The following is a 20,531-nucleotide window of genomic DNA, read 5'->3' on the forward strand; positions in this document are numbered from 1 at the left end:
GCCGGCTGAGCTCCGTTCAGGAGCTCAGCCGGAGGGAGAACGTGCCTGGCGCACGGAAGGGCACCCACACCACGACTCCCTCGGGAGTCGGCATCCGCCCGCCCATGTAGGAGTACTCCTCGCCACTGTCGAAGTCCACCTCCCCGGGGTGCGACTCGACACCCTCGAACTCCACCCCCAGGCTGTCCCCTCCGACACGATGCCGGATCCCGCCTGAGCGAAGCAGGAATGCCGCGGAGGCCTCCGGCGGCGCCTCCTGCAGCTCGTCGTGCTCGCCGTCGAACTCGAGCTCGCCCTCACCGGAGAACACCAGCTGGGCGACCACGAGCGTCTGCGGCGAGGCGCTCTCCACGGAGAGCGTCCACCCGCCGTCGGCGGGCGTGAGGTCGAAGGTGGCCTCGTAGCGGACTTCGGCGAGCTCGCGGGCGCCGAAACTCATCGCCGAGTAGAACCGCCCGTCGTCCTCGAGATCGTACATCCCGTCGGACCGCAGGTCGGGGCGCCGAGTGATCGGCTGGTGATAGCCGGTGAGGTGCGAAGCGGACATCCGCCAGCCGCTGCCCGACTCGACGAGGTCCACCGGCCGCAATGGCCCCATGGCGAAGAATCGCGGCGAGATCCGCAGCGAGGTCAGCTCGGCCGCGCCGCGGCGATATCGCAGGAAGGTCGGATTGGTGGAGAGCCCGGAGGCGGTGCGGCGGAACTGCGGATGATCGCTGCCTGCGAAGCAGGTCAGCGCCCCTGCCTCGTCGGAGACCCGGATGAGCCCGGAGGACTCGCGCAGGTCCAGCAGCTCTGCGACCTGCCGCTCCGCCCCCTCGGGCAGCGTCTGGGCGAGCGCGGGCCGAGCCAGCACGTCGGCGTAGAAGTCGCCGAGGTCGGCGGGGCCCTGTGTGAGGACCTCTTCGGCCCGACGAGCGAGCACAGCGTCGTCGTCGCGCAGGGCGAACTCGCGGTACTGCAGCAGATAGAGCCAGTCCTCACGGACGCGCCACTGGTCCTGCCGTCGGGAGTGGATCGTCTCCACGTGTCCGTCCGGATCAGTGAGGTCCACGGTGACCTTGAGATTCGCCCGCACCAAGTCCAGGAGGGCGCCGTCGTCGGTGTGCTCGGCGATGCGCAGCAGCGAGGGGTTGACCACCTCGGAGGAATACTGAGAGGAGCGCTCCGAGTACTGGCCGTCTCCGTAGACGTCGATGCCTTCGGCGAGCCACTCATCGGCTCGTTCGACCAGCATCGGATCCGGCCACTGGCCGTTCACCGCCAGGAGCGCGCCGGCCACCTCCCACCGGTGGTTGGAGGTGTGCACCCCGCCGCCGTGAGCCTCGACCACGGCGGCGGCCACCGAGGGGACCAGCTCGTCGAGCCGAGCACCGAGCGGAGCGAGGCGGTCGCCCTCGGCGGCGTCGACCAGCTTCTTCACGGTCACCAGGTCCACCAGGGAGAAGCAGGAGTCCGGAGGAGACTCGAGGTTGTTGCCGGCGTCGAAGAGCCCGACCCCCGTCTGCAGTCCCTGGACGTGCTCCAGGAGCTCCTCGGCAGAGTCCAGGACCGACTGCTCGCCGTGATGAGCGGAGTCCTCTCCCGCGAAGGCCGCCACGAGCTTCTTGACCTCCCGGACGCACCATCGAGCGTCGGGCGACCCTGAGAGGAACTCCTGCACTGAGGCCGCATCGGCAAGAATCCGGGCATCATTGTGCTCCGCGAGCACCTGGAGGACCGCCTGGTCGATGCTCTCGTCTCCGAGCCCGATGTCCGGCAGCGGTTCGAACGGCACGGGGCTGCCGGGCGGACCCTGCCGCGCCAGAGTGCCCGTTCCGAGCGCCACTGCACTGCTCACCCCGAGAAACGACCGTCGACTCAGCCCCATGACGCCCCCTGCACCGTGTTGTCCCATTTGTCCTGACACACTAAGTGTGATCGGTCACATAGACAAGAGGGGCGAGGGCGTGCTCAGCGCAGCAGGTCGGTGGCCACCGTCTCGCGGAGGATCTCCGAGGTGCCGCCGAAGATCGTCATCAGCCGCACCGCCAGATAGGCCTGCGCCACCGGATACTCGAGGATGTAGCCGTAGCCGCCGTGCAGCTGCAGGCACTCGTCGATGATCTCCTTGGCGCGCTCGGTGGCCCACATCTTCGCCTTGGAGGCGGCGACGACGTCGAGTTCCCCGGCGTCGAAGCGCTCCACCGCGGCGGCCACGTAGCGCTGGGTGACCTCCAGGGAGACCTGCAGCTCAGCGAGCCGGAACCTGGTGTTCTGGTACTCGGCCACGGGGCGGTCGAAGGTCCTGCGCTCCTGGACGTAGGTCATCGTCTGGTCCAGCACCTCTGCGGCGACGACGGCGGCCGAGGTCGCCACGGCCAGCCTGCCCTGGGGCAGGATCGCCTTGGCGATCTGCAGGCCCTGGCCCTCCTCACCGATGAGGTTCGCCGCAGGGACGCGCACATCCGAGAAGAACAGCTCGGCGGTGTCGGAGGCCTTCAACCCCATCTTGTCGAGCTGATTGCCCACCTGGTAGCCGGGGTTGTCCTGCTTCTCCACGAGGAACAGGCTGAAGGATCCCGCGCCACCACGCTGCTTGACGTCGGAGCCGTCGGTGCGGGCGAGCACCAGGGCGCCGTCGCCGGAGATGCCGTTGCCGATGAAGGTCTTCTGCCCGTTGAGCACCCAATCCTCACCATCCCGGACGGCCTTGGTCCGGACTCCGCGGAGGTCGGAGCCGGCGCCGGGTTCGGTGAACGCCACCGAGGCGATGAAGGAGGCGTCCATGAACCTCGGCAGCCAGGTCTGCTGCTGCGCGGCGGTGCCGAAGCCCCGCAGCGCGGGCAGCACCCAGTCGTCGTGGAGGTGCAGCGCCAGGGCCAGGCCGAGGGCGTCGGCGCGGGCGAGCTCCTCATCGATGACCATGCGGAACCGGTAGTCCTCCAGCCCCATCCCGCCGTGATCCTCCCCCACGGCCAGGCCGAGCAGACCGTTCTCCGCGGCCGCCTCCCAGATGCCTCGGTCCATGATGTGCTCGGCGTCCCAGCGCCGATAGTGCGGGGTCACTTCACGGGTGACGAACTCACGCACCACCTCACGGAACTCCTCGTGGATCTCCTCGTAGAAGCCGGGGAACATGGGGGTCCTTTCAGATCAGTCAGGTCATCAGCAGATCTGGGCATGTGTGCTGGGCAGGCACGACCGGACATGGTCACCGGCCCGGAGCTGATTCTCTCATTCTCCGGGCTGGCGCACGCGGGTGGCGTCGTAGCGGGACATGATCCGGCGGGCCTGGAGCACCACGGCGGCGTCGACCATCTCCCCGCGGAAGGTGAAGGCGCCCACCGCATGCGGCTCGGTCACCGGAGTGCCGTCGTCGTGGGCACCGGCCTGGTGACGGAACACCGCCAGCAGGGCCTTGGCCCACTCCACCGCCTCGGCCGCCGGGGTGTAGGCGCGGCGCACGGGCTCCACCTGGTTCGGGTGGATGCAGGCTTTGGCGATGAAGCCGCTCGCGCAGGCGTCCTCCGCCTCGACGGCCACCCGCTTGGTGTCCCTGAAGTCGGTGTGGATGGAGTCCACCGCCGGAACCCCAGCGGCGCCCGCGGCCACCAGCACGCTGTGGCGGATGTGGCGGATGACTTCACGGTAGGTGCCGTCCGGCTTCCGGGAGGTGGTGCCGCCGAGCCCGGCGATCATGTCCTCGGGCCCCCAGAACAGAGCCTCCACAGCCGGGTGGGAGGCGATGCGCAGCGCGTTGAGCACTCCGACGGGACCCTCGATCTGCGGGATGATCGCCACCTCGGGAAGGGTGGCCGCGATGCGGTCCAGCAGGTCGACGTCCTCGGCCTTGGGCGCGACGACGTGGCGCACCGGGGTCCCCCCGAGGGCCGCGAGGTCGGCGTCGCGGTCCTGCGGGGCGCGGGAGTTGATCCGGACCATGGTCAGCGCGGGGTCCAGGGCGGGGACGGCGTCGGCACCGCCGGTCAGCGCGGCGACGACGGCGGCGCGGGCCGCAGCCTTCTCCGCGGGGGTGACGGCGTCCTCGAGGTCCACGATGACGGCATCGGCGCGATCGGCGGCCTTGCCGAATCGGTCGGGCCGGCTGCCGGGGCAGAACAGCAGGGCGGGTCCCAGCGGGAACGGGGGCTGCGCGGTGGCGGTGCGCGGCATGGGTGTCCTCCAGGCGGGGTCGGAGTCTCGACGTCAGATGAGGCCCGTCCTACCGTACGCCTGTTCAGCCTCTGCCCCGCTCACCCCGCCCCGCTCACCCCGCCCCGCTGCCCATCGAGTGGTCGATTTGTCGGATGCTGATGCGCTTCACCAGCCTCGTCATCCCACCAAATCGACCACTCGATGAGAGTGGGAGGGCGACCCACGTGCACGAGGCGGCATGCCGAGGACGCCGACAACTTTGGTAGTGAGCCTCACCTCTCGCCGCTTTTCGTGGCACCATGGCTGAGATGCCTGCTGGCGGGGGACGCCCGACCCGCCTCGGCGGCACCGACGCTGCGACGGCCCCACCCGGCTCCGGCCGGGCGCTGCGGCCCGCGGCATCAGACCTGTTCTGAACACGCACTGAGAGTGAGGCGAGGTCAGCCCCATGCCTGAATCGGCAGCTGGAACCCCCCTGCACATCATCACCCTGGTCAAATGGGTGCCGGACTCCCAGCTGGAGCGACGGTTCACCGAAGAGCGGCGCATCGACCGCTCCGAAGGCATCCTGAGCGAGCTGGACGAGTACCCGCTCGAGGCTGCTCTGCAGATCAAGGAGGCCGCCGACCGCGAGGTGCGGGTCTCCGCCCTGACCGTGGGCCCCGCCGGGGCGGCCACCGCGGCCAAGAAGGCGCTGCAGATCGGTGCCGACGACGCCTTCCTCCTCAGCGACGACGCCCTGGTGGGCGCTGACGTCGCAGGCACCTCCACCGCGCTGGCCGCGGCGATCGAGCATGTGCGTGCCGACGGAGACACCGACGGCGAGCACCTGGTCATCACCGGCATGGCCTCCGAGGACGGCGAGTCCGGGGCCGTGCCGGCCCAGCTGGCGGAGCGGCTCGGCCTCAACCTGGTCACCCAGGCCACCGCCCTCTCGCTCGAGGAGGGTCGTCTGGTGGTCACCCGCGCCTCCGCCACGGAGCAGCAGCGTCTGGCGGCGGCGCTGCCCGCCGTCGTCTCGGTCACCGATCAGGCCAATGACCCCCGATACCCCAACTTCAAGGCCATCATGGCGGCCAAGAAGAAGCCGCTGACGCCGTGGAGCCTGACCGACGTCGGCCTGAGCGCCGCGGCGGTGGCCTCGAAGGCCACCGTGCTGACCACCGATGCGCGCCCGCCCCGCAGTGCCGGGGAGATCATCACCGATGAGGGCGACGCTGGCCTCAAGATCGTGGAATTCCTGGCGAAGGAGCGTGTGCTGTGAGTGCTGTGCTGGTGTTCTTCGAATCGCTGTCCGAGCAGCTGACCACGTCCCAGCAGGAGCTGCTGACCCTGGCCGGAACGCTCGGCGACGTGCATGTCGTCACCGGCACCGAGGGCGCGGCAGCCGCCGAGGTCGTCACGGTCCAGAGTGTGGAGTCCGTCTACAGCGGTGAGACCGAGATCCTCGCCCCGGACCCGGCCCTGGTGGACCTGTTGGAGACTGCCGTGCAGGAGACCTCCGCCTCCGTGATCCTCTCGCCGGACACCGCCGACGCAACCGACGCGCTGGCCCGCCTGGCTGTGCGGCTGGACACCGGGATCATCACCGACGCCGTGGGCATCGATGCCCAACGTCGGGTCACCAAATCCGTGCTGGCCGGTTCCTACACGACCACCGCACAGGTGGATGAGGGCCGCCCTCTGGTGGCCACGGTGAAGCCGAACTCGGTACAGGCCTCGATCGTGGCGGGCCACCCTCCGGAGGTCGTGTCCCTGCCGGTAGCCCCCTCCCTGACCGTGGATGGCGCGGCGAACGGCGGCGTGGAGGTCCTCGAGCGGACTCCGCTGGAGGCCTCGGAGCGCCCCGCACTGACCGAGGCGCGCGTCGTCGTGGCCGGTGGCCGCGGTGTGGACGGGAACTTCGGGCCCCTCGAGGAGCTGGCCGATGAGCTCGGTGCCGCACTGGGCGCCTCACGCGCCGCCACCGACGCCGGCTGGATCGACCACACCGCGCAGGTGGGTCAGACCGGCGTGACCGTGTCACCACAGCTCTACGTCTCCGCGGGCATCTCCGGGGCGATCCAGCAGCGCGCGGGCATGCAGACCGCCCAGACCATCGTGGCGATCAATAAGGACGAAGACGCCCCGGTGTTCGAGATCGCCAACTTCGGCGTGGTGGGAGATCTGTTCGAGGTGGTGCCGCAGATCGTGGAAGAGCTGCGCCGCCGCAAGGGATGAGGGAACCCTGACCCATGGTCCACGACGCTGAGGCGGCCGAGCGCCGCGAGATGGAGCAGCATCCTGACGTCCGGGGGATCCGCATCCTCCGATTCCTGGGGCCCGGACTGCTGGTCGCGATGGCCGGCGTGGGCACCAGCCACCTGGTCACCGCGCCGCTGGCCGGTGCGCACTTCGAGTTCGCACTTCTCTGGGTCCTCCCGGTCGCGTTCCTGTTCAAATGGCAGGGATTCGAGCTGGCCATGCGATACACCGCCGCCACCGGCGAATCCATCCTCGCGGCCTACACCCGCATTCCGGGGCCGAAGAACTGGGCGGTCTGGGCGGTGCTGCTGGCCACCGTCATCATCGGCTGCACCGCGGTCGGCGCGATCGTCGCGGCCGCGGCAGCCGTGCTGTGGGCCGCGTTCGGAGTCGGCTCCCTGCTCTTCTACGGCATCGTGCTGTCGCTGCTGGCCGTCGGGCTTCTCCTCGCCGGCAAGTATCGCGGACTGGAGATGGTCAACAAGGTGCTGGCCGTCATCCTCGTCATCGGCACCGTCGTCGCGTTCGTCATCGGCGGCGTGCGGGCCGAGGCCTGGGGCCACCTGCTGCTCCCGGCCATCCCGGCCGGTTCCGCACTGCTCGTCGCCGGACTCATGGGCTGGATGCCGACGGACCTGAGCGTCGGCGTCTGGGCCTCCCTGTGGATGAAGAACAAGCGACGGGGCATGGTGCGGGTCCGTGAGGTCCTCGGGCCGCAGGCGGTGGAGAACACTCCGGCGGAGGTCCGCCCCTATGCCGACGCCTGGTTCAAGGCCTCCCTCTATGACTTCCGGCTCGGACACATCGTCTCCTGGATCATGGCGACGATGTATCTCCTGCTGGGAGCGATGATCCTCTTCACGCGTGCGGAGAAGCCCGAGGGCGCGGGCACGATCCTCGCCATCTCGAACATCTTCACGAACACGGTCGGCCCCTGGATGTTCCCGGTCTTCATCGCGGGAGCGTCCGCCGCACTGTTCTCCACCGTGCTGATCATCTTCGACGGGTTCCCGCGCACCTTCGCCGCTTCTCTCACGGCACTGGTCGAGCCCCGTGCGGACCGACCCTGGTGGACCGAACGGACGCTGATGCGGCTCATGATGGGCGTCATGGTGGTGTGCGCGATCATCGCGCTGACCGTCTTCCCGAACCCTGCCTTCCTGGTGCCCGCGGCAGGGGCCGTCTCCTTCGCGATCAGTCCGGTGCTGTTCGCGGTCAACCTCTACGTGGCGCTGAAGTTCATTCCGGCACGATACCGACCCAGCAGGTTCGTCATCGTCTGGAGCTGGATCAGCATCGTCGCCCTGACTCTGCTCACCCTGTGGATCATCCCGCAGTCGCTGGGCTGGCTCTAGGACGCCCCGAGCAGCCAGGCGACCAGCAGCACCACCGGCAGCCCCAGCATCGAACTGGCGAAGGTGACATCCTTGGCCACAGTGATGGGCATGCCGTGGTGCATCCCGAAGACGATCACGTTCTGCGCGGTGGGCAGCGCAGCCATCGCGACGACGCCCACCAGCTCGGGGCCCTCCAGCCCCAGCCCGGGCCCGGCGAACACCCAGGCGATGACCGGCATCACCACCACCTTGCAGACGGTTCCCACGACGCCGTCGAGCCTGCGCTCCTGCACGGTGAAGGGCCGTTCCTGCCACAGCGCCATGCCGAAGACCAGCAGCATCAGCGGGATGGACGCCTCTCCGAGCATCCGCACCGGCTCCCAGATCGAGTCGGGCGGCCGCAGGTCCAGCAGGGACAGCACCGCCCCGATCAGCACCCCCACCGTGACCGGGTTCAGCATGGAGCCCAGGATGGTGCGGGCTCGCGACTCAGCGCCCGAAGAGCCCAGCAGCCCGAAGAGGGCGAGGTACAGCGGTGCGAGCACCAGCAGCTGCGCCAGCAGCACGGAGACCACGGGCCCAGTGGTCCCGACCATGTACAGGGCGATCGGCACTCCGATGTTGCCGGCATTCACATAGGAGCTGGCCATCGCACCCACGGCCACCTCAGCCCCGGTGCGCGGCCGCCCCGGGGTCTGCGCCTGGCTGCGCCGTCGACGACGCAGGGCGAGGAGTCCGTAGACCGTGAAGACGGCGGCGGTCGCCCCGGCGATGGCCAGGGCGAGCGGCGCGTACAGCCCGGCGACCAGACGCACGTCGGTCTGCGTCACCAGCACAACCATCAGGCACGGGTTGGTGATGTAGTAGACGAGCGGCGTCACTCCGCGCTGGATGGCCCTGGCCTTCTCCGGGGCGAGCACGGCCGTGCCTGCACCGATGAGCACCAGCACTGCCACCACGCTGAAGCCGAGGAGAACGCCTTCCACACACCCTGCCTATGTCATCGTCGGCGCCGTATGCGACGGCCTGCTCTCAGGCTCTGAGCTCGTCGCTCGGCTCACGATCCTGCTCACCGCACCAGGCATGGGCGTTTCGGGTCAAATTCCCACCCCGGGAGGAGGAACTGCATCGCCGCGGCGTCATCACGGGCGCCCAGCGCTTCCCGCAGGTACAGCTCGTGGGCCTCGTGCAGCCGGCTCCGATCCAGCTCGACGCCGAGTCCCGGCTTCTCGGGCACGGCGATGGCGCCGTCGCGGATCTGCAGGGGCTCACGCGTGATGCCTTCGCCGTCCTGCCAGATCCAGTGGGTGTCCAGGGCGGTGATCTCCCCCGGAGCGGCCGCCCCGACCTGAGTGAACATGGCCAGGGAGATGTCGAAGTGATTGTTGGAGTGGGAGCCCCAGGTGAGGCCGAAGTCGTGGCAGAGCTGGGCGACGCGCACGGAGCCGCCCATGGTCCAGAAGTGCGGGTCAGCCAGCGGGATGTCCACCGCGTTCCCACGGACCGCGCTGGTCATCTCCCGCCAGTCAGTGGCGCACATGTTGGTCGCCGTGCGCAGTCCGGTGGCCCGCTTGAACTCGGCCATCACCTCACGGGAGGAGAAGCGCCCCTCGGCACCGCAGGGGTCCTCTGCGTAGGCCACCACGCCCTGCATCCGTCGGCCGTACCGGATCGCCTCCTCCAGCAGCCAGCCGCCGTTGGGGTCCAGCGTGATCCGCGCCTCGGGGAACTCTTCGTGCAGGGCGGTGACGACGTCGACCTCCTCATCCCCGGAGAGCACTCCGCCCTTGAGCTTGAAGTCCTGGAAGCCATAGCGCTCCTGGGCGGCCCGGGCGAGCTCGAGGACACCTTCGGCGTCCATGGCCTTCTCGCGGCGCCTCCGCTCCCAGGCATCGGCGCCCTCCGACTCACGACGATAGGGAAGGTCCGCGGAGTCGGGGTCTCCGATGAAGAACAGATAGCCCAGCATGGGGACGCTGGTCCGCTGCTGCCCCTCCCCGAGCAGCTCGGCCACGGGCACGCCCAGGTGCTGACCATGCAGATCGAGCAGGGCCGATTCCAGCCCGGTGACGGCGTGGACCGCGGTGCGCAGGTCATAGGTCTGCAGACCGCGGCCACCGGCATCGAGCTCGGCGAAGTCCGCGGCGACCTCCCGCAGCGCCGAGCGGAACTCGCCGACAGGCCGACCCTTGAGACGCTCCCCTCCCTCACGGAGGGTGCTGGTGATCGTCTCCCCGCCGGGAACCTCTCCGAGGCCCGTGCGGCCGTCCTCGTCGGTGAGGATGACGACGTTTCGGGTGAAGAACGGCCCGTGCGCCCCGGAGAGGTTGAGCAGCATCGAATCGTGTCCGGCGACCGGGACGACCTCGACGTCAGTGATGCGAGGGGTGGTTCCTGCCATGGGTGTCTCCTCTCAGACGGCCGCTGCGTCGAGTCCGGGCCGGGTGGTTAGGTCAGAGCTGGCGATGAGCGCCTCCCTCATCGGTGCGGCGTCGAGGATGAGGGCTTCCAGCTGCGCCTGCTCCTGGGCGTCGAGGTCACGCAACGGTGGGCGGACAGGTCCGGCATCGCGGCCGACGGCGCGCAGTCCAGCCTTGATGATGGAGACGCCGTGGCCTTTCTCCCGGTCCCGAATCTCAAGATACGGGAGGACGAAGGCGTCCAGGGCATCCTGGACGGCCCCGTGATCCTGGCGGCGCACTGCGGAGTAGAAGCCGAGTGCGAACTCCGGGACGAAGTTGAACATCGCCGAGGAGTACGTGCTCACGCCCATCTGCAGCAGCGGCAGCGCGAAGGTCTCAGCAGTGGGCAGCCCACCGAGGTAGAACAGCCGATCCCCGTTGACGGAACGCACCGTGGCCAGATGCTCGAGATCCCCGATGCCGTCTTTGAACCCGATGAGATTCTCATGCGTCGCGGCAAGGCGGGCCACGGTCTGAGCAGAGTATCGGGCATTGGCCCGGTGGTAGACGATGACGCCGAGGCGTGTAGCTCTCAGCACCGCGGAGACATGGGCCTCAAGTCCTGCCTGGGACGCTTCGGTGAGGTACGGGGGCATCAGCAGGATCCCGTCTGCGCCCAGCTGCTCAGCCTGGCGGGCCATCTCCACGGCCTGGGCGGTGTTGCCGGCCGCGGAGCTGATCACCGGGACTCCGGCGCTCACCGCCTGCACGGCCGCGGCGGTGACCTCGGCGTGCTCAGCGAGCGAGAGGGAGAACCCCTCGCCGGTGCCGCCGGCGACGAAGAGTCCCGCGACGTCGTAGCTGGACTGCCACTGCAGGTGTTCGATCAGGGCGGGTCGATCCACCGCGAGGTCCGCGGAGAAGGGGGTGACAGGGAAGGAGAGCAGACCGTCTGCAAGGGTCTGGGCGAGCTCTGCCGGCATAGGACGAGACATTGACGCAACTTCCGCGAGAGTGTGTGAGCGGTTTCACGCTAGGGAGGATTATCGATGCTTGTCCAAGAGGCAGAACACATATGTCGATGCATATCGCGCATCGCGCTGTCAGACATGAGACTCACCTGTAGAACAACTTCCGCTCCAGTGCTGGGAAGAAGCGCTTTCCGGGCTCCCCATGATCTCAGCGCCTCACCGGCACGATACCCCTGACGCATCATTCCATACGCGTTGCAGTTTGGACAGGTATCACTGAACTTCTCTACGCTCAGATCATCGGGCCGCATGTGGCACCGCTCACAACGTCTTCCTGGCGGGATCCAGACACACACCACCCCTCGCCTCCCGGTCCAGGCGCCGACTCACACGCACCCCAGATCTCTCTCCCGAAGGAGACACCATGCAGACTGCCGCTCGTCCCCGTCGCACCCTGACGGCCGCCCTCACCGCCGCGGGCCTGGCCCTGAGCCTCTCCGCCTGCGGCGGCGTCACCGACGGCACCGACGACACCGACGGCTTCCCCGACGGCCCCATCACGCTGACCGTCGGGCAGGACGCCGGCGGCAGCACCGACCTCATCGCACGGGCCGTGGCCAACGGGTCCCAGGATTCCCTGGGCGTGGCCATGCCGGTGGAGAACCAGCCCGGGGCCAACGGCGCCATCGCCACCCAGCAGGTGGCTGACCAGAGTCCCGACGGCTACGACCTGGTGCTGCTCAACGCCTCGCTGATCACGATCACCTCGCTGATCGCCGCTGAGGACGAAGAGGTCGACCTGGATGAGCTCGACGTCCTGATGGGCCTCTCCCGTGATGACTATGTGATGGTGGCCCATGCCGACACGGGCTACGAGACTCTCGAGGACGTGGCTGCAGACAGCGGCGACGTCTCCTACGGCACCGCAGGCATCGGCACCGGCTCACAGCTTGCCCAGCTGCTGCTCTTCGGCGAGGCTGACATCGAGGGCAACGAAGTGCCCTTCGACGGTGGCGGCCCCGCACTGACCGCGCTGATGGGCGGACAGGTCGACGTGGCGACGGTGCAGGTCGCCGAGGCGATGCCGCAGATCGAGGCCGGGACGGTGAACCCGGTCGTCGTCTTCTCCGATGAGCGTCTCGACTTCCTTCCCGAGACGCCGACCGCACTCGAGGAGGGATACGACATCCCCGTCGCGCAGTACCGGGCCGTCGCGATGCCGGCAGGGGCCTCCGACGAGGTCAAAGCCACCCTGGAGGACGGCTTCCAGGAGATCGTCGGCACCGAGGAGTACCAGCAGTTCAACGAGGACAACTACCTCACCCCCGTCGAGATCTCCGGTGACGAGGTCGAGGAGCAGTGGAACGAGCTGGCCGAGACCTACCGCCAGCTGGTCGAGGACAACGACATCAACCTCGGAGGCACAGAATGACCCCCGCCGACACGCCGGGAGGCCGCAGCGCTCCCCGTGCTCGCCCCGCACGCCGTCTGGTCGCCTCGATGACCGCCCTCGGCCTGGCGTCCGCGCTCGCCGCCTGCGGCGGGGTCACCGACGGCGGCGGCGACTCGGAGGGCTTCCCGCAGGAACCTGTCCGCATGACCGTCGGCTACGACGCCGGCGGCCCGGCCGACGTGATCGCCCGTGCGCTGGCGGAAGGCTCTCAAGACTCCTTCGGGGTGGCCATGCCGGTGGAGAACCAGCCCGGCGCCAACGGTGCACTGGCGGTCAAGGACATCGCTGGCCGGGACGCGGACGGCTACGAGCTGACCCTGCTCAACGCCTCGCTGATGACCATCACCCCGTTGGCCGTCTCGGACGAGGAGGCGGTCAGCTGGGACGAGGTCGACGTCGTGATGAGCCTCGTGCAGAACGACTACGTGCTCATCGCCACCGAAGACAGCGACATCGACACCCTCGGCGACATGGTCGAGGCCGAAGAGCCGATCACCTACGGCACCACAGGAGTCGGCACCGGAAGCCAGCTCGCCCAGCTCGCGCTCTTCGGGGAGGCCGGGATCGACGGTACCGAAGTGCCCTTCGACTCGGGCCCGCCCGCCCTGACCGCCGTGATGGGGGGCCAGGTGGAGGTCGGCACCGTACACATCGGCGACGCCATGCCGCAGATCCTGGCCGGCACGGTCAAGCCGATCCTGATCTTCTCCGAGGAGCGCAACGAGCATCTCCCTGATACTCCCACCGCAGCGGAGGAAGGACACGACATCCCGGTGACCCAGTACAGCGCCGTGGGGCTGCCCGCGGGGGCCGACGACGATGTCGTCGCGACCCTGCAGGAGGGCTTCCAGGAGATCGTCCAGACCGATGACTGGCAGGATTTCCTGGACTCGAACTACCTGGTGCGCGCAGAGTCCCTCGGTGATGAGGTCGAGCAGGAGTGGGCGGAGCTGGGCGAGCGCTACGCCGAGTTCGCCGAGGAGTACGACATCGACCTCGGAGGCGACGACTGATGGCCGCAGCGGTGGGCAGCAAGGCCGCCGTCCAGGTCACCGGCTCCGCCGCCGCTGAGGAATCACCTCGCGCGGGGCGGCTGGCCAACCTGCTCTGCGGCGCCGCGGTGGCCGGGATCGGCGTGGCCGCCCTGTGGGCGGCCATGGAGCTGGGGCTGGGCTCGCTGACGCAGCCGCGCGCCGGCACGTGGCCGGGGATCGTCTCCGCCCTGCTGATCCTGGTGGGCGTGCTCATCATGACGCGCGCCGCCACCTACGACGACGCCGAGCGCATCACCTCTCGTGCGGTGGGTGTGCTGATCGGGGTCGCGAGCCTGGTGGCCATGGGCCAGCTGATCCCGCTGATCGGCTTCGAAGTGCCGTCGTTCCTGCTGCTCGTCTTCTGGATGAGCGTGCTGGGCAAGGAGAGGCTGCGCCTCTCCGTGCCTCTCTCGGCGATCACCGTCCTCGCCTTCTACCTGATCTTCATCACAGGCCTGAGCGTGCCGCTGCCGCGGCTGTTCTGAGCCCTTCCCCGGGTGCGCCACCTGCACCCCGTCGTCTCGAAAGGCTGACGCCCCATGGACCTCACCCCGGTCATCGAAGGCTTCCAGGTCGTGCTGCAGCCGGAGAACTTCCTCTTCTGCCTGCTGGGCGTGCTCGTCGGCATGGTCATCGGCGTGCTGCCCGGCCTCGGGCCCGCCGCGACCATCGCGATCCTGCTGCCGCTGACCTACGGCATGGAGCCGGTCACCGCGATCATCATGCTGGCCGGCATCTTCTACGGCGCCATCTACGGGGGAACCGTCACCGCCGTGCTGCTCAAGCTGCCCGGCGAGACCTCGTCGGCGATCACCGCCCTGGACGGCTATCCGCTGGCGCAGCAAGGCCATGCGGGCAAGGCGCTGGGCATCGGCGCCATCGCGTCCTTCGCCGGCGGGACGGTGTCCATCGTGGTGCTGACCCTGGTGGCTCCGACGATCGCCGGCTACGCACTGCGCTTCGGTCCACCCGAATACGCCGCGCTGACCCTGCTGGGCATCCTGCTGGTGGCGACCATCAGCAGCGGCACCATGCTCAAGGCTCTGGCCGCCGCGGCCGCTGGTCTGCTGCTGGCCACTGTGGGCCGCGACGGGTTCACCGGGGAGCTGCGCTACACGGCGGGAAGCCTCGAACTCACCGACGGTCTGCAGTTCGTGCCGATCGCGATGGGCGTGTTCGGACTCGCTGAGATCCTCTACAGCCTGGAGCGGCGCCACATCGATCCGGGGAAACCGATCAAGGTCAAGAAGGTGCTGCCCACCGGTGCCGACCTGAAGCAGTCCGCCGGTCCGATCGGCCGCGGTGGTCTCCTGGGCTTCCTGCTGGGCATCCTCCCCGGCGGTGGCGCGACCGTCTCGGCCATGGCCTCCTACGGGATCGAGAAGCGACTGGCCAAGGATCCTCGGCGCTTCGGCCGTGGCGCCATCGAAGGCGTGGCCGGTCCGGAGACCGCCAACAATGCAGCGGCGACGTCGTCCTTCATCCCGTTGCTGACTCTGGGTATCCCCGCCAACGCCACGATGGCGGTCATGTTCGGGGCGCTGCTGATCCAGGGCATCACCCCCGGCCCGCAGCTGGTGGAGACCAACCCTGACCTGTTCTGGGGCGTCATCAACTCCATGTACATCGGCAATCTGATCCTGCTGATCCTCGCGATCCCCCTGATCGGAGTGTTCGTCCGGATCCTGCACGTGCGCCCGACGATCCTGGCCCCGATCACCGTGCTGATCGTCTGCATCGGTGCCTACACGATCAACAACCGGATCTTCGAGGTCATGGTGGTCATCGTCTTCGGGGTGCTGGGCTACCTGATGAAGAAGTTCGGCTTCGACCCGGCCCCTCTGGTGCTGGCCTTCGTGCTGGGGTCCCTGCTCGAGGACAACTTCCGTCGCTCCCTGCTCATGTTCTCCGGCGACGTCACCCAGGTGGCCGGCCGGCCCATTGCGATGACGCTGCTGGTGCTCTTCGTCATCGTGGTGCTGCTGCCGCTGGTGCTGAAGGTGATCAAGCGGCGGCGTCCTGATCTGCTGGCCGTCCCGGGCGACGAGCAGACCGCGCCCGACGCCCACCACGTTGACCACCGGCCGTGATCATCGCGGCACCAGCCGCTGCAGCTGGGTGACGTGCTTGGGCTCGAGCTCCTCCACACTGGAGACCTCCAGGAGCTTCATGGTGCGCTCCACCTGCTCGCTGAGGATCTCGATCATGCGGTCGACGCCGGCCCGCCCGCCGGCCATCAGACCGTACAGGTAGGCGCGCCCCACGAAGGTGAACTTCGCACCCATGGCCAGGGCGGAGACGATGTCGGCGCCGTTCATGATGCCGGTGTCCATGGTGACCTCGAGGTCATCGCCGACCTCACGGGCCACCTCGGGCAGGAGGTGGAACGGGATCGGAGCGCGGTCGAGCTGGCGACCACCGTGGTTGGAGAGCACGACGCCGTCCACGCCCAGATCGGCGAGCTTCGTCGAGTCCTCCACGTTCTGCACGCCTTTGACCACGATCTTGCCGGGGAACAGCTCACGGATGACCTTCAGGTCCTCGAAGCTGATGGAGGGGTCCATGGCCGAATCCAGCAGCTCCCCCACCGTGCCGCCGGTGGAGGACAGTGAGGCGAACTCCAGCGGAGGGGTGGTGAGGAAGTCGATCCACCACCAGGGCCGCGGGATCGCGTTGACCACGGTCCCCAGGCTCAGCTGCGGAGGGATCGAGAACCCGTTGCGCTTGTCCCGCAGCCGGGCCCCGGCGACCGGAGTGTCCACGGTGAAGAACAGAGTGTCGAACTCGGCGGCGGCGGCGCGCTCCACCAGGCCGTAGGAGATCTCCCGCTGCTTCATCACGTAGAGCTGGAACCAGTTGCGGCCCAGCGGGTTGGCCGCCTTGACGTCCTCGATGGACGAGGTGCCCAGGGTCGACAGCGTGAACGGGATGCCCGCGGCGCCTGCGGCCGAGGCGCCGGCGATCTCCCCCTCGGTCTGCATGAGTCGGGTGAATCCGGTGGGGGCGATGCCGAAGGGCTGGGCGGAGGGCCCCCCGAAGATCGTGGTGGAGGTGTCCACCGTGGAGACGTCGCGCAGGATGGAGGGGCTGAACTCCACATCCTCGAAGGCCTGGCGGGCCCGCCGCAGGGACAGCTCACCCTCAGCAGCGCCGTCGGTGTAGTCGAAGGCCGCCTTCGGGGTGCGTCGCTTCGCGATCCTCTGCAGATCCTCGATGGTCAGCGCGGCGCTGAGCCGCCGGCGACTCGCATTGAAGTCGAACTTCTTGAACTGCATCAGCGGCGCGAGGTCGCGAGGCTTGGGGAGGCGGCGCTCAACCATGGGGGCTCCTTCGTCATCTGGTGATGCTGCTGCGCATCACGGTACATCCAACGTCTGATGGGACGGATTCAGCGTCGGGGCCGGTAGGTGACCGGCGAGTGGCTGCGGGTGATCAGCTCCCGCAGGTCCTCCAGCTCTCCGCTCAGCGTGCCGGCGGTGCGGGCCTGGATGAGCAGGTTGCCGATCGCAGTGGCCTCCACGGGACCTGCGATGACGTCGCGCCCGCTGCGGTCCGCGGTGGCCTGGCAGAGCAGGGCGTTCAGCGACCCGCCGCCGACCATGTGGACGACGTCGACCCTCCGCTCGGCCAGCCGGGCGGCGTCGTCCAGGGCGCGGGCGAACCCGGCGGCGATGGACTCCACCAGGCAGCGCACCAGCGCCGGCTTCGAGGCCGGTGTCGGCACATCATGTTCGGTGCACCAGGCTCCGACCCGGGCGGGCATGTCTCCCGGCGGCACGAATCGTTCGTCCTGGACGTCGATGATCACCACGTCGGCCTCCGGCACCTGCTCGGCGGCCTCCAGCAGCGCCGGCAGGTCCTGGGCACGGCCGGTCTCCCGTTCCCAGGTGCGCAGCGTCTCGGAGAGCAGCCAGGTGCCCATCACGTTGGTGAGGAACCGGAACCGGCCGTCCACGCCGCCCTCGTTGGTGAAGTTGGCCTCGCGACTGGCATCGGTGACCACCGCCTGCTCCAGCTCGAGACCCACCAGCCCCCAGGTGCCGCAGGAGATGTAGGCCGCGTCCGGAGTGGAGAGCGGGGTGCCGACGATCGCACTGGCGGTGTCATGGGAACCGACGAGGGTGACCGGCAGGCGCTGACCGCCCAGGAAGGGCGTCAGCTCCTCACGGGTCTCCCCCAGGGTGGTGCCGGGGGCGGCGATCTCCGGGAACAGTCCCTCTGCCAGGCCGAGCCTCTCCATCAGCTCCAGATCCCAGTCCTGGGTGTCCACGTTCACCAGCCCGGTGGTGGAGGCGTTGGTGGCCTCCGCCCGGGCCTCACCGGTGAGCCACTGGCCCAGCAGATCAGGGACCAGCAGGGCCCGCTCCACGGCGGAGGCAGCCGGTCCGGTGAGCAGCTCGTCGGCGGCCAGCTGATACAGCGTGTTGAACGGCAGGAACTGCAGGCCGTTGCGCCGGTACAGCTCGGCGAAGGGCACCCGCCGGTGCACCGCCTGGACCCCGGCGGCTGTGCGGCCGTCCCGATAGTGGAAGGGAGCACCCAGCAGGGAGAGCCCTCCCGGGGCTGCGCTGTTCGTGTCGGCCGTGCGGGCCAGCAGGCCGTAGTCCACGGCCCAGGAATCGATCCCCACCGAGGTGATGCCCCCGCCGTCCTCGGCGGCGCGCACCGCGTCACCGAGCCCGGTCAGGGCATGGCCGAACAGGCCCAGCAGGTTCCAGCGCAGCCCGTCGGGCAGGTGGACCGGCCCGTTGGTGAAGCGGGCCGCCTCGGTCAGCTCCAGGGTGTCCGGGCCGACCCGCCCGAGGACCACGCGCCCGCTGGAGGCGCCGAGGTCCACCGCGGCGTGCTGGGTGACCCGACGCGTCGTCGTCGTGCTCATATCTCTGGACTCCGGTTCAGCGCAGGAAGGCGGCCGCGACGCCGGCATCGACCGGCACGTGCAGCCCCGTGGTGTGGGACAGGTCCGAGCTGACCAGCGCGAAGGCCGCGTTGGCGACGTTCTCCGGGAGCACCTCACGCTTGAGGATGGTGCGCTGAGCGTAGAACTTGCCCAGGTCCTTCTCCTCGATGCCGTAGGTCTTGGCACGGTTGGCGCCCCAGCCGGAGGAGAAGATGCCCGAACCCTGGACCACTCCGTCGGGGTTGATGCCGTTGACGCGGATCTGGTGCTCCCCGAGCTCGGCGGCCAACAGGCGCACCTGGTGGGCCTGGTCTGCCTTGGTCGCGGAGTAGGCGATGTTGTTCGGTCCGGCGAAGACGCTGTTCTTCGAGGAGATGTAGAGGATGTCCCCACCCAGTCCCTGCTCGATGAGTGCCTTGGCGGCAGTCTTGGAGACCAGGAAAGAGCCCTTGGCCATCACGTCATGCTGCAGGTCCCAGTCCCTGGCGGTGGTCTCCAGCAGCGACTTGCTCAGGGACAGTCCGGCATTGTTGACCACCAGGTCCAGGCCCCCGAAGGCCAGCAGGGTCTCATCGATCGCCGCCTGCACTGCGTTCTCGTCGGAGACGTCCGCGGCGATGCCCACCGCCTTGTCGGGGCCGCGGAACTCCGCGGCGACCTCCTGGGCCTTCTCCAGGTTCAGGTCCGCAATGGCGACGACGGCGCCCTCGGCCACCAGACGTGCGGCGATGGCCTTGCCGATGCCCGACGCCGCCCCGGTGACCAGCGCGATGCGGGTGGCCAGCGGCTTGGGCTTCGGCATCCGCTGCAGCTTGGCCTCCTCCAGCGCCCAGTACTCGATGCGGAACTTCTCCCGCTCATCGATGGGCGCATAGGTGGACAGCCCTTCGGCGCCGCGCATCACGTTGATCGCGTTGAGGTAGAACTCGCCGGCCACGCGGGCGGTCTGCTTGTCCTTGCCGAAGGAGAACATGCCCACACCAGGGATGAGGATGATGGCGGGGTCCGCGCCGCGGATGGCGGGGCTGTCAGCGTCGGCGTGACGGTCGTAGTAGGCCTGGTAGTCCGCGCGATAGGCCTCGTGCAGCTCCAGCAGCCGGGCCTTGGCGTCCTCCACGGAGGCGTCGGCGGGCATGTCGAGGACCAGCGGCTTGACCTTGGTGCGCAGGAAGTGGTCCGGGCAGGAGGTGCCCATCTCTGCCAACCGCGGATGCTCGGCGTGGCCGAGGAAGTCCAGGACGACGTCGTCGTCGGTGAAGTGGCCGACCTGCGGCCGGTCCCCACTGGCGATGGCGCGGATGGTCGGCATCAGAGCGGCGGCCTTGGCACGCCGCTCGGCTGACGGCAGCGCGCCGTAGCCGTCCAGAGCCGGACCGAAGGGCTCGGGCCGGGAGTGCTTCTCGACGTACTCGGCGGCGGTGTCGATGATCCACAGCGAGTTCTTCTCAGACTCTTCGGAGGTCTCACCCCAGGCGGTGATGCCGTGGCCGCCGAGGATGCAGCCGATGGCCTGCGGGTTCTTCTCCTTGATCTCCGCGATGTCCAGACCCAGCTGGAAGCCGGGACGGCGCCAGGGCACCCAGACGACCTTCTCGCCGAAGATGGTCCTGGTCAGCTCCTCGCCGTCGGCGGCGGTGGCGATGGCGATGCCCGAATCCGGGTGCAGGTGGTCCACGTGGGCGGCGTCGACCAGTCCGTGCATCGCGGTGTCGATCGAGGGCGCGGCCCCGCCCTTGCCGTGCAGGCAGTAGTCGAAGGCGGCGACCATCTCGTCCTCACGCTCCACGCCGGGGTAGGTGCCGACCATGGCCCGCATGCGGTCCAGACGCAGCGTGGCCAGGCCGGTCTCCTTCAGCGTGCCGAGGTCCCCGCCGGAGCCCTTGACCCAGAGCAGCTCGACCTCCTCGCCGGTGACCGGGTCGGTGTCAGTGCCCTTGGCAGAGGTGTTGCCGCCGGCGTAGTTGGTGTTCTTCGGGTCGGCTCCGAGCCGGTTGGAGCGGGTGATCAGGTCAGCGACGGTGGGGTTCGTCATGAGGAATCCTTCGGTGTCTCG

General features: G+C 68.9%; 16 protein-coding genes. 7 read left to right on the forward strand and 9 right to left on the reverse strand.

Annotation, left to right across the window (positions count from 1 at the left end; translation table 11 throughout):
- Nucleotides 1–16: 16 nt before the first annotated feature.
- From ODE13_RS06285 to ODE13_RS06295, 3 genes are all read right to left on the reverse strand, one after another.
- Nucleotides 17–1,840: a hypothetical protein gene (locus ODE13_RS06285; protein WP_322478492.1), complete on the reverse strand. Its 1,824-nt coding sequence runs from the start codon at nt 1,838–1,840 to the stop codon at nt 17–19.
- A gap of 113 nt (nt 1,841–1,953) precedes the next feature.
- A complete protein-coding gene (locus tag ODE13_RS06290; protein WP_322478493.1) occupies nt 1,954–3,120 on the reverse strand; it encodes an acyl-CoA dehydrogenase family protein in 1,167 nt (388 codons plus the stop codon).
- Nucleotides 3,121–3,216: 96 nt separating this feature from the next.
- On the reverse strand, nt 3,217–4,155 hold the full coding sequence (locus tag ODE13_RS06295) for a CoA ester lyase (protein ID WP_322478494.1): 939 nt from the start codon (nt 4,153–4,155) through the stop codon (nt 3,217–3,219).
- A 430-nt stretch (nt 4,156–4,585) separates the two neighbouring features.
- Between ODE13_RS06295 and ODE13_RS06300 the strand changes: the two genes are divergently transcribed.
- Genes ODE13_RS06300 through ODE13_RS06310 form a run of 3 tightly spaced genes read left to right on the forward strand, consistent with a single transcriptional unit; the run spans nt 4,586 to nt 7,736 of the window.
- Nucleotides 4,586–5,401 (forward strand): electron transfer flavoprotein subunit beta/FixA family protein, encoded by an 816-nt coding sequence (locus ODE13_RS06300; protein ID WP_322478495.1) that lies wholly within the window; start codon nt 4,586–4,588, stop codon nt 5,399–5,401.
- Nucleotides 5,398–6,357, forward strand: a complete 960-nt coding sequence (locus ODE13_RS06305; protein ID WP_322478496.1) for an electron transfer flavoprotein subunit alpha/FixB family protein — start codon at nt 5,398–5,400, stop codon at nt 6,355–6,357. Before ODE13_RS06300 ends, ODE13_RS06305 begins: the two co-directional genes overlap by 4 nt.
- A gap of 14 nt (nt 6,358–6,371) precedes the next feature.
- Nucleotides 6,372–7,736, forward strand: coding sequence for an Nramp family divalent metal transporter (locus ODE13_RS06310; RefSeq protein ID WP_322478497.1), 1,365 nt, complete (start codon nt 6,372–6,374; stop codon nt 7,734–7,736).
- Here the strand turns inward: ODE13_RS06310 and ODE13_RS06315 are convergent.
- From ODE13_RS06315 to kdgD, 3 genes are all read right to left on the reverse strand, one after another.
- Nucleotides 7,733–8,704 carry an AEC family transporter gene (locus ODE13_RS06315; protein ID WP_322478498.1) on the reverse strand — a complete coding sequence of 324 codons (972 nt, stop codon included), beginning with the start codon at nt 8,702–8,704 and terminating at the stop codon, nt 7,733–7,735. The two genes, ODE13_RS06310 and ODE13_RS06315, sit on opposite strands and share 4 nt — an antisense overlap.
- 83 nt (nt 8,705–8,787) lie before the next feature.
- Nucleotides 8,788–10,119, reverse strand: a complete 1,332-nt coding sequence (locus tag ODE13_RS06320; protein ID WP_322478499.1) for an enolase C-terminal domain-like protein — start codon at nt 10,117–10,119, stop codon at nt 8,788–8,790.
- Between the two features lie 12 nt (nt 10,120–10,131).
- Nucleotides 10,132–11,115 (reverse strand): 5-dehydro-4-deoxyglucarate dehydratase, encoded by a 984-nt coding sequence (gene kdgD, locus ODE13_RS06325; protein WP_322478500.1) that lies wholly within the window; start codon nt 11,113–11,115, stop codon nt 10,132–10,134.
- A gap of 400 nt (nt 11,116–11,515) precedes the next feature.
- Between kdgD and ODE13_RS06330 the strand changes: the two genes are divergently transcribed.
- Genes ODE13_RS06330 through ODE13_RS06345 form a run of 4 tightly spaced genes read left to right on the forward strand, consistent with a single transcriptional unit; the run spans nt 11,516 to nt 15,668 of the window.
- Entirely contained in the window at nt 11,516–12,523 is a 1,008-nt protein-coding gene (locus ODE13_RS06330) for a tripartite tricarboxylate transporter substrate binding protein (RefSeq protein ID WP_322478501.1), read from the forward strand.
- Nucleotides 12,520–13,557, forward strand: coding sequence for a tripartite tricarboxylate transporter substrate binding protein (locus ODE13_RS06335; RefSeq protein WP_322478502.1), 1,038 nt, complete (start codon nt 12,520–12,522; stop codon nt 13,555–13,557). The genes ODE13_RS06330 and ODE13_RS06335 overlap by 4 nt, the downstream gene beginning before the upstream one ends.
- Nucleotides 13,557–14,063: a tripartite tricarboxylate transporter TctB family protein gene (locus ODE13_RS06340; protein ID WP_322478503.1), complete on the forward strand. Its 507-nt coding sequence runs from the start codon at nt 13,557–13,559 to the stop codon at nt 14,061–14,063. Before ODE13_RS06335 ends, ODE13_RS06340 begins: the two co-directional genes overlap by 1 nt.
- A 54-nt stretch (nt 14,064–14,117) precedes the next feature.
- Nucleotides 14,118–15,668 (forward strand): tripartite tricarboxylate transporter permease, encoded by a 1,551-nt coding sequence (locus tag ODE13_RS06345; RefSeq protein WP_179541244.1) that lies wholly within the window; start codon nt 14,118–14,120, stop codon nt 15,666–15,668.
- Here the strand turns inward: ODE13_RS06345 and ODE13_RS06350 are convergent, their stop codons facing one another.
- From ODE13_RS06350 to ODE13_RS06360, 3 genes are all read right to left on the reverse strand, one after another.
- The gene (locus ODE13_RS06350; RefSeq protein ID WP_322478504.1) at nt 15,669–16,898 is read right to left on the reverse strand and encodes an alpha-hydroxy acid oxidase; all 1,230 of its coding nucleotides are present in this window, start codon (nt 16,896–16,898) and stop codon (nt 15,669–15,671) included.
- 68 nt (nt 16,899–16,966) lie between these two features.
- A complete protein-coding gene (locus ODE13_RS06355) occupies nt 16,967–18,457 on the reverse strand; it encodes a rhamnulokinase family protein (RefSeq protein ID WP_322478505.1) in 1,491 nt (496 codons plus the stop codon).
- Between the two features lie 16 nt (nt 18,458–18,473).
- Nucleotides 18,474–20,510: a bifunctional aldolase/short-chain dehydrogenase gene (locus ODE13_RS06360; protein ID WP_322478506.1), complete on the reverse strand. Its 2,037-nt coding sequence runs from the start codon at nt 20,508–20,510 to the stop codon at nt 18,474–18,476.
- Nucleotides 20,511–20,531 lie beyond the last annotated feature (21 nt).

Origin of the sequence: Nesterenkonia sp. HG001, from assembly GCF_034438835.1 — a bacterium.
In the GTDB taxonomy this organism is placed as follows: domain Bacteria; phylum Actinomycetota; class Actinomycetes; order Actinomycetales; family Micrococcaceae; genus Nesterenkonia; species Nesterenkonia xinjiangensis.